Genomic DNA, 16,261 nt, shown 5'->3' on the forward strand with positions numbered 1-16,261 from the left:
CGGCCCGGCCGGAGGGGGCAGTCAGGGGCATCCGAGGGGCTGCGTTGGCGAAGTAGAGGGAATCATGAACAGCGGTGACGCCACAGCGTTTTTACCCAACTCTGGGGGGTTTCCATCCCTCAGGGGGCTCCACAGCTCAACTGTTCCACCCCGGCGTGCGCCGGGCGCGGATGCGCGCCCGCCGGGCGCCCGCCGGATGGCGTACCCGGCGCACACCCGGCGCGATGCGGCCCGGACACGGCCCCCGTCTCCGGAAGCCCGGCTTCCCCCTGTCCGGAAGCGCGGCTGCCCGACTCCGGAAGCCCGGCCACCCCGTGTCCGGAAGCGCGGCTGCCCCCCCGTCAGCCACGCCCGGCTGCCCCCGTCAGCCGCCTCCCCCGCATCCGCCCCCGCCGCCGCACGACGACCCGCCGCCACAGGACGACCCGCCGCCACAGGAGTGGCCCCCGCCGCAGGAGTGACCCCCGTGGTGCCCGTGTCCGCCGTGGTGCCCGTGGTGGCCGCCGCCCGACGAGCCGGAGTCCCCGCCGCCGGCCCACCAGCTCCCCGCCCCCGCGCTGCCCGCGTACGACGACGATGACGACGACGACCAGCGCCGCCCCCGGTTCCGTCCGCCGCCCCCGCCGGACTGCCTGCCGCGCCGGCCGCGGCGGGTCCGGCCCACCGTGAACACCAGCAGCGCGAACACCGCCAGGATGATGCCCTCGGTCATGGCGTCACCCTCCTTCCGTTCCCCCGAAGCGGCCCCCCGTGGGCGCCTCGCCGTGTCACCGCGTCTCGCGGTGCCGAGGGGATGCCCGGCCCGGATCGTGCCCAAAGCAGAGTTGAGGAACTCCAGAGCTTGCGCGCAGGATGACCGGCATGACCTCCAGCGCACGCCCTCACCTCAACCGCCGGCTCGCCGAGTTCGGGACCACGATCTTCGCCGAGATGTCGGCGCTGGCCACGGCGACCGGTTCGATCAACCTGGGCCAGGGCTTCCCGGACACCGACGGCCCCGAGGAGATCCGGGAGGCGGCCGTCCGGGCCCTGCGCGACGGCCGCGGCAACCAGTACCCGCCGGGCCCCGGCATCCCCGAGCTGCGCACCGCGATCGCCGCGCACCAGCTGCGCCGCTACGGCCTGTCCTACGACCCCGACACCGAGGTGCTGGTCACGGCGGGCGCCACGGAGGCGATCGCGGCCACGCTGCTGGCCCTGGTCGAGCCGGGCGACGAGGTCGTCGCGCTGGAGCCGTACTACGACTCCTACGCGGCGAGCATCGCGATGGCGGGCGGCCGGCGGGTGCCGGTGACCCTCCGGCCGCACGAGGACGGCTTCCGGCTGGACCTGGACGAGCTGCGCGCGGCCGTCACCGACCGCACCCGGCTGCTGCTGATCAACACCCCGCACAACCCGACCGGCACCGTCCTCACCCGCGCGGAACTGGCCGCGATCGCCGAGCTGGCGGTGGAGCGTGACCTGCTGGTGATGACCGACGAGGTCTACGAGCACCTGGTCTTCGACGGCGCCGAGCACCTGCCGCTCGCCACCTTCCCGGGGATGCGCGAGCGCACGGTGAGCATCGGCTCGGCGGGCAAGACCTTCTCGTTCACGGGCTGGAAGGTCGGCTGGGTGACCGGGTCCCCGGAGCTGGTCGGCGCGGTCCGCTCGGTCAAGCAGTTCCTGACCTACGTCGCCTCGGGCCCCTTCCAGTACGCGGTCGCCGAGGCGCTCGCCCTGCCGGAGACGTACTTCGAGGAGTTCCGCCGGGGCATGCTGGCCCGCCGGGACATCCTGGCACGGGGGCTGACGGAGGCGGGGTTCACGGTGCTCCGGCCGGCCGGGACCTACTTCATCACCACCGACATCCGCTCCCTCGGCGAGAAGGACGGCTTCGCGTTCTGCCGCGCCCTGCCCGAGCGGGCGGGCGTGGTGGCCATCCCGAACGCGGTCTTCTACGACGACCGGGAGGCGGGGGCGCCGTTCGTGCGCTTCGCCTTCTGCAAGCGGGAAGAGGTGCTGCGGGAGGCGGCGGAGCGGCTGCGGCGGATGTGAGCGCGGCGGGACCGGCCCGGGGCGGGACCGCCCCCGGGCCGGCCGGGACGGCTGTTACTCGCCGTCTTCTTCCGGCGTGCCGGAGTCGTCGGCCTCCTGCTCCAGGCCCAGCTGCTCGGCCAGCCACTTGTCGAACTCGATCGCGGCCCGCACCCAGCTGACCGTGGAGGAGACGAAGTGGTTGATGTCGACGCCCGTGCCGATCAGCATCTGGGCCTCGCCGATCAGCCGGACGGTGCCGTCGTCGTGGGTGTGGGTGTACACCTTGGGCCACAGGGTGCGGCGGTTCCAGTCGTCGATGGACTCCAGGATCTGCGGCTTCTCGTCGATCTTGTGCGGCCGGTCGTAGAAGGTCCGCACCGAGAAGATGGCCTGTTCGTCCTCGCCACGGAACATGAAGTAGGTGCGGAACTGCTCCCACGGCGCGGCGAGGTCACCCTCCTCGTCCACGACGTACTTCAGTTCCATCTGGTCGAGAAGCTGCTTCACCAGGTCCTGATCCGGGAGGACGGGGCCCGCCGGTCCCTGGGGCTGCGGTTCGGGCTGGCCCCCGAAGTTCGGAATGGAGGACGGGTCGATGCTCACCGTGTTTTTCCCTTCATGCGGATGCCGCCATCCTCCCCCATGCGGGGAGGGGCGTGGCAAGCCCCGACCCGCCGGTCGGCCCTGAACCGGCGGGTCGGAGGGGGAAGGCGCGGTCAGAGTGTCTTGCCGGTGTCCGGTCCGACCAGCAGGCCGTCGCCGAAGCGGTCCACGCGGACCGTGTCGCCGTCCGTGATCTCCCCGGAGAGGATCTCGCGGGCCAGCCGGTCGCCGATGGCGGTCTGCACCAGCCGGCGCAGCGGCCGGGCGCCGTAGGCCGGGTCCAGGCCCTCCTCCGCCAGCCAGGCCAGCGCCGCGGGCGTGACGTCCAGCGTGAGCCGCCGCTCGGCCAGCCGCCGGGCCAGCCGGCCGATCTGCAGTCCGGCGATCCGCTCCAGCTCGGGCTTGGTCAGCGCGGAGAAGACCACCAGGTCGTCCAGCCGGTTGAGGAACTCGGGCTTGAAGGAGGCCCGGACCACCTCCAGCACCTGCTCCCGCTTCTGCTCCTCGCTGCTCAGCGGGTCCATCAGGAACTGGCTGCCCAGGTTGGAGGTGAGCACCAGGATCGTGTTGCGGAAGTCGACCGTGCGGCCCTGGCCGTCCGTCAGCCGGCCGTCGTCGAGCACCTGGAGCAGGATGTCGAAGACCTCCGGGTGGGCCTTCTCCACCTCGTCCAGGAGCACCACGCTGTACGGGCGCCGGCGCACCGCCTCGGTGAGCTGGCCGCCCTCCTCGTAGCCGATGTAGCCGGGAGGCGCGCCGACCAGGCGGGCCACGCTGTGCTTCTCGCCGTACTCCGACATGTCGACGCGGACCATGGCCCGCTCGTCGTCGAAGAGGAAGTCCGCGAGCGCCTTGGCCAGCTCGGTCTTGCCGACACCGGTCGGGCCGAGGAAGAGGAACGAGCCGGTGGGCCGGTCCGGGTCGGCGATTCCCGCCCGCGAGCGCCGTACGGCGTCCGAGACCGCCCGCACGGCCTCGCTCTGGCCGATGAGCCGCTTGCCCAGCTCCTCCTCCATGCGCAGCAGCTTCTGCGTCTCGCCCTCCAGCAGCCGCCCGGCCGGGATACCGGTCCAGGCGCCGACCACGTCGGCGATGTCGTCCGAGCCGACCTCCTCCTTGACCATGGTGTCCCGGGCGACCTCCTCCTCGGCGGCGGAGGCGGCCTCCAGCTCCTTCTCGAGCTGCGGGATCTCGCCGTACAGCAGCTTGGCCGCGGTGTCGAAGTCGCCGTCGCGCTGGGCGCGCTCGGCCTGGCCGCGCAGGTCGTCCAGCTTCTCCTTCAGCTCGCCGACCCGGTTGAGGGACTGCTTCTCCTTCTCCCAGCGGGCGGTGAGCCCGCGCAGCTCCTCCTCCTTGTCGGCGAGGTCGCGGCGCAGCTTCTCCAGGCGGGCGACGGAGGCCGGGTCGGTCTCCTTGGCGATCGCCAGCTCCTCCATCCGCAGCCGGTCGACGGCGCGCTGGAGTTCGTCGATCTCGACGGGCGAGGAGTCGATCTCCATGCGCAGCCGGGAGGCCGCCTCGTCGACGAGGTCGATGGCCTTGTCGGGCAGGAAGCGGGAGGTGATGTAGCGGTCGGACAGGGTGGCGGCGGCCACCAGCGCGCTGTCGGCGATCTGGACCTTGTGGTGGGCCTCGTAGCGGCCCTTGAGCCCGCGCAGGATGGCGATGGTGTCCTCGACGGTGGGCTCGGCGACCAGCACCTGCTGGAAGCGGCGTTCCAGCGCCGGGTCCTTCTCGATCCGCTCCCGGTACTCGTCCAGCGTGGTGGCGCCGACCATGCGCAGCTCACCGCGGGCGAGCATGGGCTTGAGCATGTTGCCCGCGTCCATGGCGGAGTCCCCGCCGGCGCCGGTGCCCACGACGGTGTGCAGCTCGTCGATGAAGGTGATGACCTGCCCGTCGGAGTCCTTGATCTCGGCGAGGACGGCCTTCAGGCGCTCCTCGAACTCGCCGCGGTACTTGGCGCCGGCCACCATCGCGCCGAGGTCGAGCGCGACGAGCCGCTTGTCCTTCAGCGACTCGGGCACGTCGCCCTTGACGATCCGCTGGGCCAGCCCCTCCACCACGGCGGTCTTGCCGACTCCGGGCTCGCCGATGAGGACGGGGTTGTTCTTGGTACGGCGGCTCAGCACCTGCACCACCCGCCGGATCTCCTGGTCCCGCCCGATGACGGGGTCCAGCCGGCCCTCGCGGGCCGCGGCGGTGAAGTCGGTGCCGAACTTCTCCAGGGCCTTGTACTGGCCCTCGGGATCGGCGGTGGTCACGCGGCGTCCTCCCCTGGCCTTGCGGAAGGCCTCCAGCAGTTTCTTCGCCTCGGCGCCCTGCCCCTTGAGCAGGTCGCCGGCCGCACCGCCCTTCGCGGCGATGCCGATCAGCAGGTGCTCGGTGGACAGGTACTCGTCGCCCAGCTCCCGGGCGCGCTCGCCGGCGTCGGCGATCACGGCCAGCAGGTCCCGGTTGGGCTGCGGCGGGGCGACGGTGGACCCGGTCACGCTGGGCAGGCCGGCCAGGACGCGCTCCGCGGCGGAGCGTACGGCCGCCTGGTCGGCGCCGACGGCCGCGAGCAGGTCGGTGATGTTCTCGTTGTCCTGTCCCTGGAGCAGGGCCAGCAGCAGGTGGGCGGGGGTCAGGTCCGGGTGCCCCTCGGTCACGGCGCGCTGACTCGCCGCGTTGATCGCGTCCCGGCTCCGGTTGGTCAGCTCGGCATCCACGGTGTCCGTTCTCCTCCTCGTCCTGGCACTTCCTGCGAGTGGCGCTGACTACATCAGCGTACACAAAGTTGAGTCTATTCCGCTCAAGGTTCGCCGGGGAGGGGTTCCGGGCTAGGTTGCGCGCATGACCAGGCATTCCATGGATCCGGCCGCTCCGGACGAGCCGTACCTCGCTTTCTGGCGCGAACGGCACCTGTGCACGCTCACGACCCTGCGTCCCGACGGCAGCCCGCACGTGGTGCCGGTGGGCGTGACCTACGACGCGGAGGCCCGGCTGGCCCGGGTGATCACCAGCGGCACCAGCGCGAAGGCCCGGCATGTGCGGGCGGCCGGGGAGGCGGGCGCCCGGGTCGCGGTGTGCCAGGTGGACGGCCGGCGCTGGGCGACGCTGGAGGGGCGGGCGCGGGTGCGCACCGAGCCGGACCGGGTGGCGGAGGCGGAGCGGCGCTACGCCGAGCGCTACGCGCGCGTGCCGCGCCCGAATCCGGCCCGCGTGGTGATCGAGATCGAGGTCGAGCGGACCCTGGGCCACGGCTGACACCCGGCCGCGCACGTGCCGGTCGCCGGCCAAAGGCGCGACAGCCCCAGCCGGAGAAGCGGGGACTCCCGGCCTGCACAGTCGATTTTCAGCCACCCTGGAAATGGCGGCATACCTCGAAATCTCCCCGCAAACTGCAGCGGCGTCACCGTGTTCAGGTCACGGTGACGCCGCTGCGGGGGGAAGCGCCTGAGCGATCTTTTACGACGGGGGAATCGCGTCAGGCACTGCGGGGGGTGGCCGAGATGGTCCTCAGGTCGGACTCCACCGGCTCGGTCAGCCGGTGGTCCCGCTGGTCCAGGTTCACAAAGATCATTCCGTACCGGATGGCACAGCGCACCGGCTGGGGCGCGCCGCGCGGCCTGCGCAGACACCGGAACGCCCGTACGTCTCCGTCGTCGTCCCGCGTGACGACGACCGGCTCGCCGAACACCGTCACCATCAACGAGTCACCACTGTGGGGGATGGCGGTGACCAGGTCGATGAAGTGCCAGCCGGAGCGGTAGGCGGTGGCCATCTCGCGCCGGAAGGACCGGTCGTCGGGTGGAGTGGTCATGACCGCACGGCCCAACTGCTGTCGGCGGGGGCGACCCAGGAACTGTCCGCGGGCGCGACCCAGGAGCTGTCGCCCGGGGCCCCGGCTGCCGCGATCACCCAGCTGCTGTCGCCGGCACCGGCGCCGGCAGCGGCCTGTACGCGCCAGCTGCTGTCCTGCGCGACAGCATCCTTCGCCTCCGCATGACCGGTCAGTGCGCCGAAGGCCAAGGCGGCGGAGAAGGCGGCGACAAGCGCCGAGCGAAGCATTGTCTTATGCATAGTCGGCTTCGTCCTCATGTGAAGGTCACCTCTCCCCCGTCCGGATACGACGATGGCCCATTCCGGCACGTCATGGCCACACAATCGATGCATCATGTTCCTGCACGTTCAGGACCCTGGGGGGTGGAGATTTGGCGATAAACGAGATTAAACGGACACATCCCCACGGGCTGACCGACCTGTGCGAGGAAGGGAGCCGACTCTACGGGAACGCTCTCCGGACGGGACGTATAGCTCGTGCGGACGTGGAACCGGCGCCGTGTCTGATGGAGTTCGCCCTCCTTCATCCCGACCCCGACGACCCGAACTGGCTGCGCCCGGTGCCCCCGTCGATCGCGCTGGCGCAGCGGCTGAACCCGATCGAGCGGGAGATCACGCAGCGCCGCCGGGAGTCCGTCGAACTCGCCGACGCATTCGAGCCGTTCATGCACATCAGTGCCCAGCCGACCGCGACCACGCACTCCATCACCGTGCTGGAGGGCCTGGACCGGATCAACGCGGCGCTCGATCTGGCCACCGCCCAGTGCCAGACCGAGATGCTCACCGTGCAGCCGAGCCGCAGGCGCCTGGAACACACCCTCGCCAAGGCGCTGGAGCGCGACCGGCCGCTGATCGAGCGGGGCTGCCGCATCCGCACCCTCTACCAGCACCCGGCCCGCTACAGCCCCGAGACGCTCGCCTACGTGGCCCAGTTCGCCGACGGCAAGGTGGAGTACCGCACCATCGACGAACTGGTCGAGCGGCTGATCATCTGCGACGAGACCGTGGCCTTCATCCCGACCCGGGACGACGGCGAGGTCGCGCTCGAACTCCGCCACCCGGGGCTCGTCCGCTATCTGATCAAGGTCTTCGAGTTCATGTGGGCCCGCGCCGTCCCGCTCAGCGCCGGCGCCCCGTACGAGACCGCCCCCGACGGCATCACCGAGGTCCAGCACTCCATCGCCAAGCTGCTGGTCGAGGGCCATGTGGACGAGGCCATCGCGCGCCGCCTCGGGATGAACGTCCGCACCTGCCGGGCCCACATCGCCAAGCTGGCCACCTCCCTCGGCAGCGGCAGCCGCGCCCAGCTCGGCTTCCTCATCGCGCAGTCCGGCATCCTGGAGCGGGACCACTGAGCCGGGGACGGCCGGGCGACGGCCGCCGGGGGCCGCTCAGCGCCCGGCAGGCGGGTCCTGGTCCGGTGCGGTGAGCGCGGTGGCCGGCCGGGCCGGGCGGTGGCCGTCCAGGCCCACCTGGGCGATCCTGACGCCGAGCTGGGTACGGCTGGCCGCGCCCAGCGTCTCCGACAGCCGGGCGATGTGGGCGCGGCAGGTGCGGACGCTGATGCCCAGGCGTTCGGCGATCACCGCGTCCTGGTGGCCTTCCGCCAGCAGCGCGGCGATGGACTGCTCGCGGTGCGAGATGCCCTCGATGCCGGTGTCGGGCAGCGGTGCCGTCAGCGGGATGGCCAGCCTCCACAGGCGCTCGAAGACCGTCACCAGATACTCGACCAGCGCCGGGTGGCGCAGCTCCAGCGCCATGGTGCGGTCGGTGTTGGCGGGGATGAAGGCCACCGTGCGGTCGAACAGGATCAGCCGGTCGATGACCTCGTCCAGGGTCCGGGCCTCCACCGTGTCGCCCATCAGCTCCAGGTAGGTGAGCAGGCCCTGCCCGTGCCGCGCCACGTGCGTGTAGAGGTCGCGCATGCGCACGCCCCGGCCGCGCAGCGCCAGCGCCCGGTGCAGGCCCTCGGTGAGTTCGGCCTCCCGCCGGATGCCGCCGGGCTGCACGGTGAGCACCTCGGTGGTGCACGCCTCGGTCGCCTCGTCCATCGCGGCCTGGATGCGGGCGAGTCCGTCCAGGACGCGGATCGCGCTGCCCTCGGCCGGTGCCGCCGGGGTGTCCGGCTGCCGGCCCAGGCCCGCGTACCACTCGAAGGCGGCCACCGCCGAGCCCACCCGGCGCTGGCTCGCGCTGACCTCGTCGTAGACGCCGCGCAGCAGCCGGGTCATGACCTCCTGCGGGGAGGTCGGCACCAGCCAGTCCATGTCGTCGGGGTCGGGGTGCAGCAGGGCCAGCTCCAGCAGGCAGGGCACGGGTCCGGCGTCCGCGCGCGGCACCCGTCCCCGGCGCACGGCACGGGAGTACACCCGATCGCCGGCCTCACACAGCCGGTCGGCACCGTGAGGGTGCTCCTCCGCCCCGCGCCCGGTCATCGCCCATTCCACCCCCGGTGTGCTGCCACTTCCGCAGCGCAACTATGCGCGGCGGCGACCGGGTCCGCAACACGGCTCATCCGGTGGCGGCGATGGAAAAGACCTGCTGTGTCCGGGTTTTGGCGATGCTCCGTCCTTCACCTTGCAACAAGCTGCGGTGACGCCGGGGCGGCGCGGCGGTTACTTCAGGCCGATCGCGGCGCAGGCCGCCTTGTACTTGGCGGTGCAGATGTCGTCCACCGAGTAGATGCCGTCCGCGACGACCGTGTCCTTGATGGTGCCCTTGGTCAGCGCGCTCACCTGGACCAGCTTCGACGGGATGTCCTTGGCGGTGGGGCTGTCCACCCGGTCCTGGGTCAGGGCGTCGAACTGGATGTCCTTGCCCTGCACCTTGGTGACGGCGATCTGCGCGGCGGTCTCGGCCTCGTCCGGGTAGGACTTGTAGACGCTCATGTACTGCTCGCCGTCCACGATCCGCTGCACCGCGGGGAGTTCGGCGTCCTGGCCGGTGACCGGGGGCAGCTCGGTGACGCCGGCCGCCTTCAGCGCCTTGATGACACCGCCCGCCATGCCGTCGTTGGCCGCGTACACGCCGGCGATGCCGTCCTTGCCGAGCGCGGCGATCGCCTTGGCCATGTTGGCCTCGGCGTTCTCCGGCTTCCAGCCCGTGGTGTCGAAGCTCTGGGCGATCGTCACCTTGCCGTTCAGCTCGGAGAGCGCGCCCTGCTTGAACTGCCTGGCGTTGGGGTCGGTGGGCGAGCCGTTCATCATGACGACCTTGGCGGAGGGGCCGGCGCCGGCGCCGAGGGCCTCCAGCAGGGTGCGGCCCTGCACCTCGCCGACCAGTTCGTTGTCGAAGGAGACGTAGGCGTCGATCGGGCCCTCGGCGAGCCGGTCGTAGGCGATGACCGGGATACCCGCGTCCTTGGCCTTCCGCACCTCGCCGGCGATGGCGTGCGCGTCCACCGCGTCGAGCAGGATGACGTCGACCTTGCCGTCGATCATGTCCTGCAACTGCCGGACCTGCCGGGTGGCGCTCGCGTCGGCGTTGGCGTACTCGACCTTGCCGTGCTTCTTGGTGAGTTCGGCGACCTTCCGCTCGACGATCGGATAGTCGAACTTGTTGTAACGGGTGTTCGCCTTCTCGGGCAGCAGCAGCCCCACGGTGATGTCGTTGCCCTTGGTCGGGCTCGCGCTCGCGCCGTCCCCCGTCGCGTTCAGCACCCCACAGCCGGCGAGCGAGAGGGTCATCGTGGACGCGGCCACGGCTATGGCGATACGACGCATGCGAAGCTCACTTCAGGTGTGTTCCGGACGTGGGTGCTGCTATACGACCCAGGTGTCTGAAAAGACAACGCGGAGCCCACACCCGGCGTCAAGGAGAATCACTTAACGAGTGCGCAACACCACGCTGGGCTGCACTTGTGGAGATTGCGCGAAACCTCCTTCAACGGCTCTTTACGGCCCGTCCATCCAAAGGGAGTTCACGGGACGGCAAAGATCCGTACAACCAACCCGGTTCGCCACGAGTCGTGATCTCCGGCGGCCCCGAGCCGCGCTCCGATTCGATCAGAGGAACGAATGAACCCAGCCAGACGTGCGACCGCCACGGCCGTCGTGCTCGCCGCCTCCGGCGCCCTGCTGAGCGCCGTCAGCCCGTCCGCGTCCGCCGCCGTGAGCTGCGCCTCACCCGTCTACCAGCGGCAGTTCTACGCGAACACCTCGTTCTCCGGCACGCCGAAGAAGACCGACTGCGACAGCGCCGTCGCCGAGAAGTGGGGCACCGGCGCCCCGGCCACGGGCCTGCCGAAGGACAACTTCGGCGTCCGCTGGACCGTGACCCGCGACTTCGGTTCCGGCGGCCCCTTCGCGCTGCCGGTCTCCGCCCAGGACGGCATCCGGGTGTACCTGGACGGCACCCGCAAGGTCGACCTGTGGAAGAACGTGTCGACCACCCAGACGAAGACCGTCAACGTCACCATCCCGTCCGGCAAGCACACGCTCCGCGTGGACTTCGTGAACTGGACCGGCGCCGCGAACGTCTCCTTCGCCTACACGCCCCGCACCACGGCCGACGTGGACAAGGTCAAGCCCCTGGTGCCCGCCGGGGCCTCGGTGACCTACGACGCGGCGACCGGCCGGGCCAAGGTCTCGTGGTCGAAGAGCAAGGAGATGGACCTCGCCGGCTACCGCGTCTACCGGCGCCTGAAGGGCTCCCCGTACGAGGCCGCGCCGCTGGTGAGGACCACCGCCACCAGCTACACCGACAGCACCCTGCCGGTGACCGGCGAGACGTACTACTACGAGGTCCGTGCCTACGACAAGGCCGGCAACGAGTCCACGGGCACCGCGGACCTGCCCGTCACCACCGCCGACCGGACCGCGCCCGGTGCCCCCGCCGGTCTGGAGATCACCGACGCCTCCGAGCAGAACGGCCTGCGCCTCGGCTGGAGCGCCCAGCCCGGCGCGGTCTCCTACCGGGTGTACCGGGCGACGAGCGCGAACGGCACCTACACCCGCCTCGGCACCGCCACGGACACCTCCTACCAGGACGCCACGGCGGCGGTGCGCACCACGTACTACTACCAAGTGACCGCGGTCGACGCGGCGGGCAACGAGTCCGCCCGGTCCGCCGCCCTCGACGGCACGCGCCGGGACGACACCCCGCCGCCCCCCGTCACCGGACTGACGGCCACCCCGACCGACTACGGCTTCGAGCTGGCCTGGGACCCGAACCCGGCGCCCGACCTGTACCGGTACTCCGTCTACACCGGCCGCATCCTGAGCGACGGCGGGGACCGGGTCTGCTCGGCCTCCGAGACCGCCTGGCTGATGCCCGACCAGACCTCCTACCGGTACGAGACGACGCCGGACGGCGAGGAGCGCTGCTTCTTCGTGGAGGCCGTCGACGACTCCTGGAACTCCCGCTACCGGCAGACCGGCGAGGCCGACGTGGTGGTCGCCACCGAGCTGGGCACGCCCCCGGCCGAGGACGGCACCGAACCGGCCTCCGAGGGCGGCACCGAACCCGCCTCCGCCGGCGGCCCGGTGACCCCGGCGGCCTGACCGGGACGCGCCGGAAAAGCGAGAGGGGCCCGGTCTCCGGGCCCCTCGTCGTACCGTGCCGCGCGCGTCGGTCAGTCCTGCTGCTGCCGCTTCGGCCGCCACACCACCAGCGCGCTGGTCTGCTGGACCTCCTGGTACGGCACCAGGTCGCGCCGGTAGGAGGCGTGCACCGCGGCCTCGCGCTGCCGCATCGCCGCCGCCGCGCCGTCCAGGGCCGCCTCCAGCTCCACGACCCGGGACTGGAGCGCGGCGACCTGGTTCTCCAGTTCGATGATCCGCTTGATGCCGGCCAGGTTGATGCCCTCGTCCTGCGACAACTGCTGCACCTGGCGGAGCAGTTCGATGTCACGGGCCGAGTAGCGCCGGCCCCGGCCCGCGGTGCGGTCCGGGGAGACCAGGCCCAGGCGGTCGTACTGGCGCAGCGTCTGCGGGTGGAGGCCGGAGAGCTGGGCCGCCACCGAGATGACGTAGACCGGGGTCTCATCGGTCAGTTCGTACGGCGAGAAACCCCCGCGCTGACGGGGACGACGGCCGTCCATCCTCTCAAGCTCCCTTCGCGGCCTCGAACAGCTCCGCCCGCGGGTCCTCCCCCGCGGTCGCCTCGCGATACGCCTCCAGCGCGTCACGAGCCTTCCCCGACAGGTCCGCGGGCACCCGCACCTCGACGGTGACCAGCAGATCGCCGCGGGTGCCGTCCTTGCGGACCGCGCCCTTGCCCCGGGCCCGCATCGTACGGCCGTTCGGGGTGCCGGGGGGCAGCTTCAGAGTGACGGCCGGGCCGCCGAGGGTCGGCACCCGCACCTCGCCGCCGAGCGCGGCCTCGGCGAACGTCACCGGCACGGTGACGGTGAGGTTGTCGCCCTTGCGGCCGAACACCGGGTGCTCCCCGACGTGCACCACCACGTACAGATCGCCGGCCGGGCCGCCCCGCTCGCCGGGCGCGCCCTTGCCGCGCAGCCGGATGCGCTGGCCGTCGGTCACCCCTGCCGGGATGCGGACCTGCATGGTCCGCGACGACTTGGCGCGCCCGCTGCCCTTGCACTCCAGGCACGGGTGCTCGGCGATCAGACCGCGGCCCTTGCAGTCGGGGCAGGGATCGGTCAGCGAGAAGCCGCCGCCGGAGCCCCGGGCGACCTGCCCGGTGCCGACGCAGGTCGGGCACACGCGCGGCGTGCCGTTCTTGTCGCCGGTGCCCGAACAGGCCTTGCAGGGCGCCTGGGAGGACATCCGCAGCGGCACCGTGGCGCCCTCGATGGCCTCCGTGAAGCTCAGCGTGACCTCGGACTCGACGTCCTGGCCGCGCCGGGGCTGGGTCCGCGTGCCCGTGGCGCCGCCGCGGTTGAACAGGCCCCCGAAGACGTCACCGATGCCGCCGCCGAAGCCTCCGCCCTGGGCGGCGCCCCCGAAGAGGTCGCCCAGGTCGAAGTTGAAGGAGCCGCCGCCGGCCGCGCCCGGTCCGGGGCGGAAGCCGCCGTTGCCGAACAGCGCGCGCGCCTCGTCGTACTCCTTGCGCTTCTTGGGGTCGCCGAGGATGTCGTTCGCCTCGGAGATCTCCTTGAAGCGCTCCTCCGCCTTGGTGTTGCCCTTGTTGGCGTCCGGGTGGAACTCGCGCGCCAGCTTCCGGTACGCCTTCTTGATCTCGGCCTCGGTGGCGTCCTTGGGGACGCCGAGGACCTTGTAGTAGTCCTTCTCGATGAAGTCCTTGGTGCTCATCCCCGACGTCCCTCCTTCCTGCCGGTGATGACGTCAGCCCTCCTCCGGGCCACCGTTCTCCTTGTCGTCGGCCGCCGCGTTCTCCTCGGCCTCCTCCGCCTTGACGGTCTGCGCGCCGGGCTGCGGCTCGGCGACGGCCACCCGCGCGGGGCGGATGGTGCGCTCGCCGATGCGATACCCCGGCTGGAGGATCGCCACGCAGGTCGTCTCGGTGACGTCCGGCGCGTAACTGTGCATCAGGGCCTCGTGGATCGTCGGGTCGAAGGGCTCGCCCTCCTTGCCGAACTGCTGCAGGCCCAGCTTGGCCGCGACGGTCTCCAGCGATTCGGCCACCGACTTGAAGCCGCCGACCAGTTCGCCGTGTTCGCGCGCCCGGCCGATGTCGTCGAGCACGGGCAGCAGCTCGGTCAGGAGGTTCGCGACGGCGATCTCCTTGACCGCGGCGCGGTCCCGCTCGACGCGGCGGCGGTAGTTCTGGTACTCGGCCTGCAGCCGCTGGAGGTCCGCGGTGCGCTCGCCCAGCGCGGTGCGCACCTGGTCCAGCTGGGCCACCAGGCCGGCGTTCTCTTCGGGTGCGTCCCCGGCCGGGGCCGCCGCCTCCTCCGCGGAGGGGGTGGCGGCCTTCGGCTCGGCGTCGTCGGAGGTGGCGCCGGAGGGGACGTCGGGCTTCTCCTCGAAGCCCGGGGTCTCCTCCGTCACGCGGCACCGTCCTTGCGCTCGTCGTCCACGATCTCGGCGTCCACGACGTCGTCGTCGGCCTTGGCCTCACCGGTGGCGGCACCGCCGGCGGCCTGCGCGCCCTGGGCGTCGGCGTACATGGCCTGGCCCAGCTTCTGCGAGACGGCCGCGACCTTCTCGGTGGCGGTGCGGATCTCGGCGGTGTCCTCGCCCTTGAGCTTCTCCTTCAGCTCGGCGACGGCGGACTCCACCTCGGTCTTGACCTCGCCGGGGACCTTGTCCTCGTTGTCCTTGAGGAACTTCTCGGTCTGGTAGACGAGCTGCTCGCCCTGGTTGCGGGTCTCGGCGGCCTCGCGGCGCTTGTGGTCCTCCTCCGCGTACCGCTCGGCCTCCTCGCGCATGCGGTCGACCTCGTCCTTCGGCAGCGAGGAGCCGCCGGTGACGGTCATCTTCTGCTCCTTGCCGGTGCCGAGGTCCTTCGCCGTGACGTGCATGATGCCGTTGGCGTCGATGTCGAAGGAGACCTCGATCTGCGGGACGCCGCGCGGCGCCGGCGGCAGACCGGTCAGCTCGAACATGCCCAGCTTCTTGTTGTACGCCGCGATCTCGCGCTCGCCCTGGTAGACCTGGATCTGCACCGACGGCTGGTTGTCCTCGGCCGTGGTGAAGATCTCCGAGCGCTTGGTCGGGATCGTGGTGTTGCGCTCGATCAGCTTGGTCATGATGCCGCCCTTGGTCTCGATGCCGAGGGACAGCGGGGTGACGTCGAGCAGCAGGACGTCCTTGACCTCGCCCTTGAGGACACCGGCCTGGAGCGAGGCGCCGATGGCGACGACCTCGTCCGGGTTCACACCCTTGTTGGCCTCCTTGCCGCCGGTCAGCTCCTTGACCAGTTCGGCGACGGCGGGCATACGGGTGGAGCCACCGACGAGGACGACGTGGTCGATCTCGTTGATGGAGATGCCGGCGTCCTTGATGACGTTGTGGAACGGCGTCTTGCAGCGCTCCAGCAGGTCGGCCGTCAGCTGCTGGAACTGGGCGCGGGTGAGCTTCTCGTCCAGGTGCAGCGGGCCCTCGGCGGAGGCCGTGATGTACGGCAGGTTGATCGAGGTCTCCGTGGAGGACGACAGCTCGATCTTGGCCTTCTCGGCGGCCTCGCGGAGGCGCTGGAGGGCCATCTTGTCCTTGGACAGGTCCACGCCGTGACCGGACTGGAACTGCTTGACCAGGTAGTCCACGACGCGCTGGTCCCAGTCGTCACCACCGAGGTGGTTGTCGCCGTTGGTGGCCTTCACCTCGACGACGCCGTCGCCGATCTCCAGCAGGGACACGTCGAAGGTGCCGCCGCCGAGGTCGAAGACGAGGATCGTCTGGTCGTCCTTGTCGAGGCCGTACGCGAGCGCCGCCGCGGTCGGCTCGTTGACGATGCGCAGGACGTTCAGACCGGCGATCTCGCCGGCCTCCTTCGTCGCCTGGCGCTCGGAGTCGTTGAAGTAGGCCGGGACGGTGATGACCGCGTCCGTGACCTTCTCGCCCAGGTAGGCCTCGGCGTCCCGCTTCAGCTTCTGCAGGATGAACGCGGAGATCTGCTGCGGGTTGAAGTCCTTCCCGTCCAGCGCGATCTTCCAGTCGGTGCCCATGTGGCGCTTCACCGAGCGGATGGTCCGGTCCACGTTCGTGACCGCCTGGCGCTTGGCGACCTCGCCGACCAGCACCTCGCCGTTCTTGGCGAAGGCGACGACGGACGGCGTGGTCCTGGCACCCTCGGCGTTGGTGATGACGGTGGGCTCGCCGCCCTCCAGAACGCTGACGACGGAGTTAGTCGTGCCCAGGTCGATGCCGACCGCACGTGCCATGGTTGATTCCTCCAGCTGACTTGAGTGGAACAGGCTCAAGTGTGCCTGAGGAGAACCGCTGGGTCA

At 71.2% G+C, this 16,261-nt stretch carries 13 protein-coding genes; 4 read left to right on the forward strand and 9 right to left on the reverse strand.

What is annotated here, in order from left to right; translation table 11 throughout:
- Positions 1-852 precede the first annotated feature (852 nt).
- Positions 853-2,037, forward strand: coding sequence for a pyridoxal phosphate-dependent aminotransferase (locus tag ACH4OA_RS07105; protein ID WP_365875535.1), 1,185 nt, complete (start codon positions 853-855; stop codon positions 2,035-2,037).
- A 54-nt stretch (positions 2,038-2,091) separates the two neighbouring features.
- Here ACH4OA_RS07105 and ACH4OA_RS07110 read toward each other — a convergent pair whose 3' ends face one another.
- Together ACH4OA_RS07110 and clpB are read right to left on the reverse strand one after the other, a co-directional pair.
- Positions 2,092-2,622 (reverse strand): YbjN domain-containing protein, encoded by a 531-nt coding sequence (locus ACH4OA_RS07110; RefSeq protein ID WP_365875534.1) that lies wholly within the window; start codon positions 2,620-2,622, stop codon positions 2,092-2,094.
- 113 nt (positions 2,623-2,735) lie between these two features.
- Positions 2,736-5,333, reverse strand: coding sequence for an ATP-dependent chaperone ClpB (clpB, locus tag ACH4OA_RS07115; RefSeq protein ID WP_365875532.1), 2,598 nt, complete (start codon positions 5,331-5,333; stop codon positions 2,736-2,738).
- A 124-nt stretch (positions 5,334-5,457) separates the two neighbouring features.
- Between clpB and ACH4OA_RS07120 the strand changes: the two genes are divergently transcribed.
- Positions 5,458-5,871, forward strand: a complete 414-nt coding sequence (locus ACH4OA_RS07120) for a pyridoxamine 5'-phosphate oxidase family protein (RefSeq protein WP_397936294.1) — start codon at positions 5,458-5,460, stop codon at positions 5,869-5,871.
- A gap of 220 nt (positions 5,872-6,091) precedes the next feature.
- On the opposite strand, the gene ACH4OA_RS07125 is transcribed toward ACH4OA_RS07120, so the two are convergent.
- Positions 6,092-6,427, reverse strand: a complete 336-nt coding sequence (locus ACH4OA_RS07125) for a hypothetical protein (RefSeq protein WP_365875528.1) — start codon at positions 6,425-6,427, stop codon at positions 6,092-6,094.
- 430 nt (positions 6,428-6,857) lie between these two features.
- Here ACH4OA_RS07125 and ACH4OA_RS07130 point away from each other — a divergent pair, with 430 nt between their 5' ends.
- On the forward strand, positions 6,858-7,802 hold the full coding sequence (locus ACH4OA_RS07130) for a helix-turn-helix transcriptional regulator (protein WP_365875551.1): 945 nt from the start codon (positions 6,858-6,860) through the stop codon (positions 7,800-7,802).
- Positions 7,803-7,838: 36 nt separating this feature from the next.
- Here ACH4OA_RS07130 and ACH4OA_RS07135 read toward each other — a convergent pair whose 3' ends face one another.
- Together ACH4OA_RS07135 and ACH4OA_RS07140 are read right to left on the reverse strand one after the other, a co-directional pair.
- Complete coding sequence (locus ACH4OA_RS07135; RefSeq protein ID WP_365875526.1) at positions 7,839-8,882, reverse strand: LuxR C-terminal-related transcriptional regulator; 1,044 nt, start codon at positions 8,880-8,882, stop codon at positions 7,839-7,841.
- Between the two features lie 180 nt (positions 8,883-9,062).
- Positions 9,063-10,169, reverse strand: coding sequence for a sugar ABC transporter substrate-binding protein (locus tag ACH4OA_RS07140; RefSeq protein WP_397968018.1), 1,107 nt, complete (start codon positions 10,167-10,169; stop codon positions 9,063-9,065).
- Positions 10,170-10,463: 294 nt separating this feature from the next.
- Between ACH4OA_RS07140 and ACH4OA_RS07145 the strand changes: the two genes are divergently transcribed.
- On the forward strand, positions 10,464-11,948 hold the full coding sequence (locus tag ACH4OA_RS07145) for a PA14 domain-containing protein (RefSeq protein ID WP_397968019.1): 1,485 nt from the start codon (positions 10,464-10,466) through the stop codon (positions 11,946-11,948).
- Positions 11,949-12,019: 71 nt separating this feature from the next.
- Here ACH4OA_RS07145 and ACH4OA_RS07150 read toward each other — a convergent pair whose 3' ends face one another.
- Genes ACH4OA_RS07150 through dnaK form a run of 4 tightly spaced genes read right to left on the reverse strand, consistent with a single transcriptional unit; the run spans position 12,020 to position 16,195 of the window.
- Positions 12,020-12,487, reverse strand: a complete 468-nt coding sequence (locus ACH4OA_RS07150) for a heat shock protein transcriptional repressor HspR (protein WP_365875520.1) — start codon at positions 12,485-12,487, stop codon at positions 12,020-12,022.
- Between the two features lie 4 nt (positions 12,488-12,491).
- Complete coding sequence (gene dnaJ / locus ACH4OA_RS07155; protein WP_365875518.1) at positions 12,492-13,661, reverse strand: molecular chaperone DnaJ; 1,170 nt, start codon at positions 13,659-13,661, stop codon at positions 12,492-12,494.
- Positions 13,662-13,694: 33 nt separating this feature from the next.
- Positions 13,695-14,360 carry a nucleotide exchange factor GrpE gene (gene grpE / locus ACH4OA_RS07160; RefSeq protein ID WP_397936299.1) on the reverse strand — a complete coding sequence of 222 codons (666 nt, stop codon included), beginning with the start codon at positions 14,358-14,360 and terminating at the stop codon, positions 13,695-13,697.
- Positions 14,357-16,195: a molecular chaperone DnaK gene (gene dnaK, locus ACH4OA_RS07165; RefSeq protein ID WP_365875514.1), complete on the reverse strand. Its 1,839-nt coding sequence runs from the start codon at positions 16,193-16,195 to the stop codon at positions 14,357-14,359. Before dnaK ends, grpE begins: the two co-directional genes overlap by 4 nt.
- Between the last annotated feature and the right edge of the window lie 66 nt (positions 16,196-16,261).

The sequence above is a fragment of the Streptomyces sp. NPDC017095 genome, assembly GCF_044332325.1.
Classification (GTDB): Bacteria; Actinomycetota; Actinomycetes; order Streptomycetales; family Streptomycetaceae; genus Streptomyces.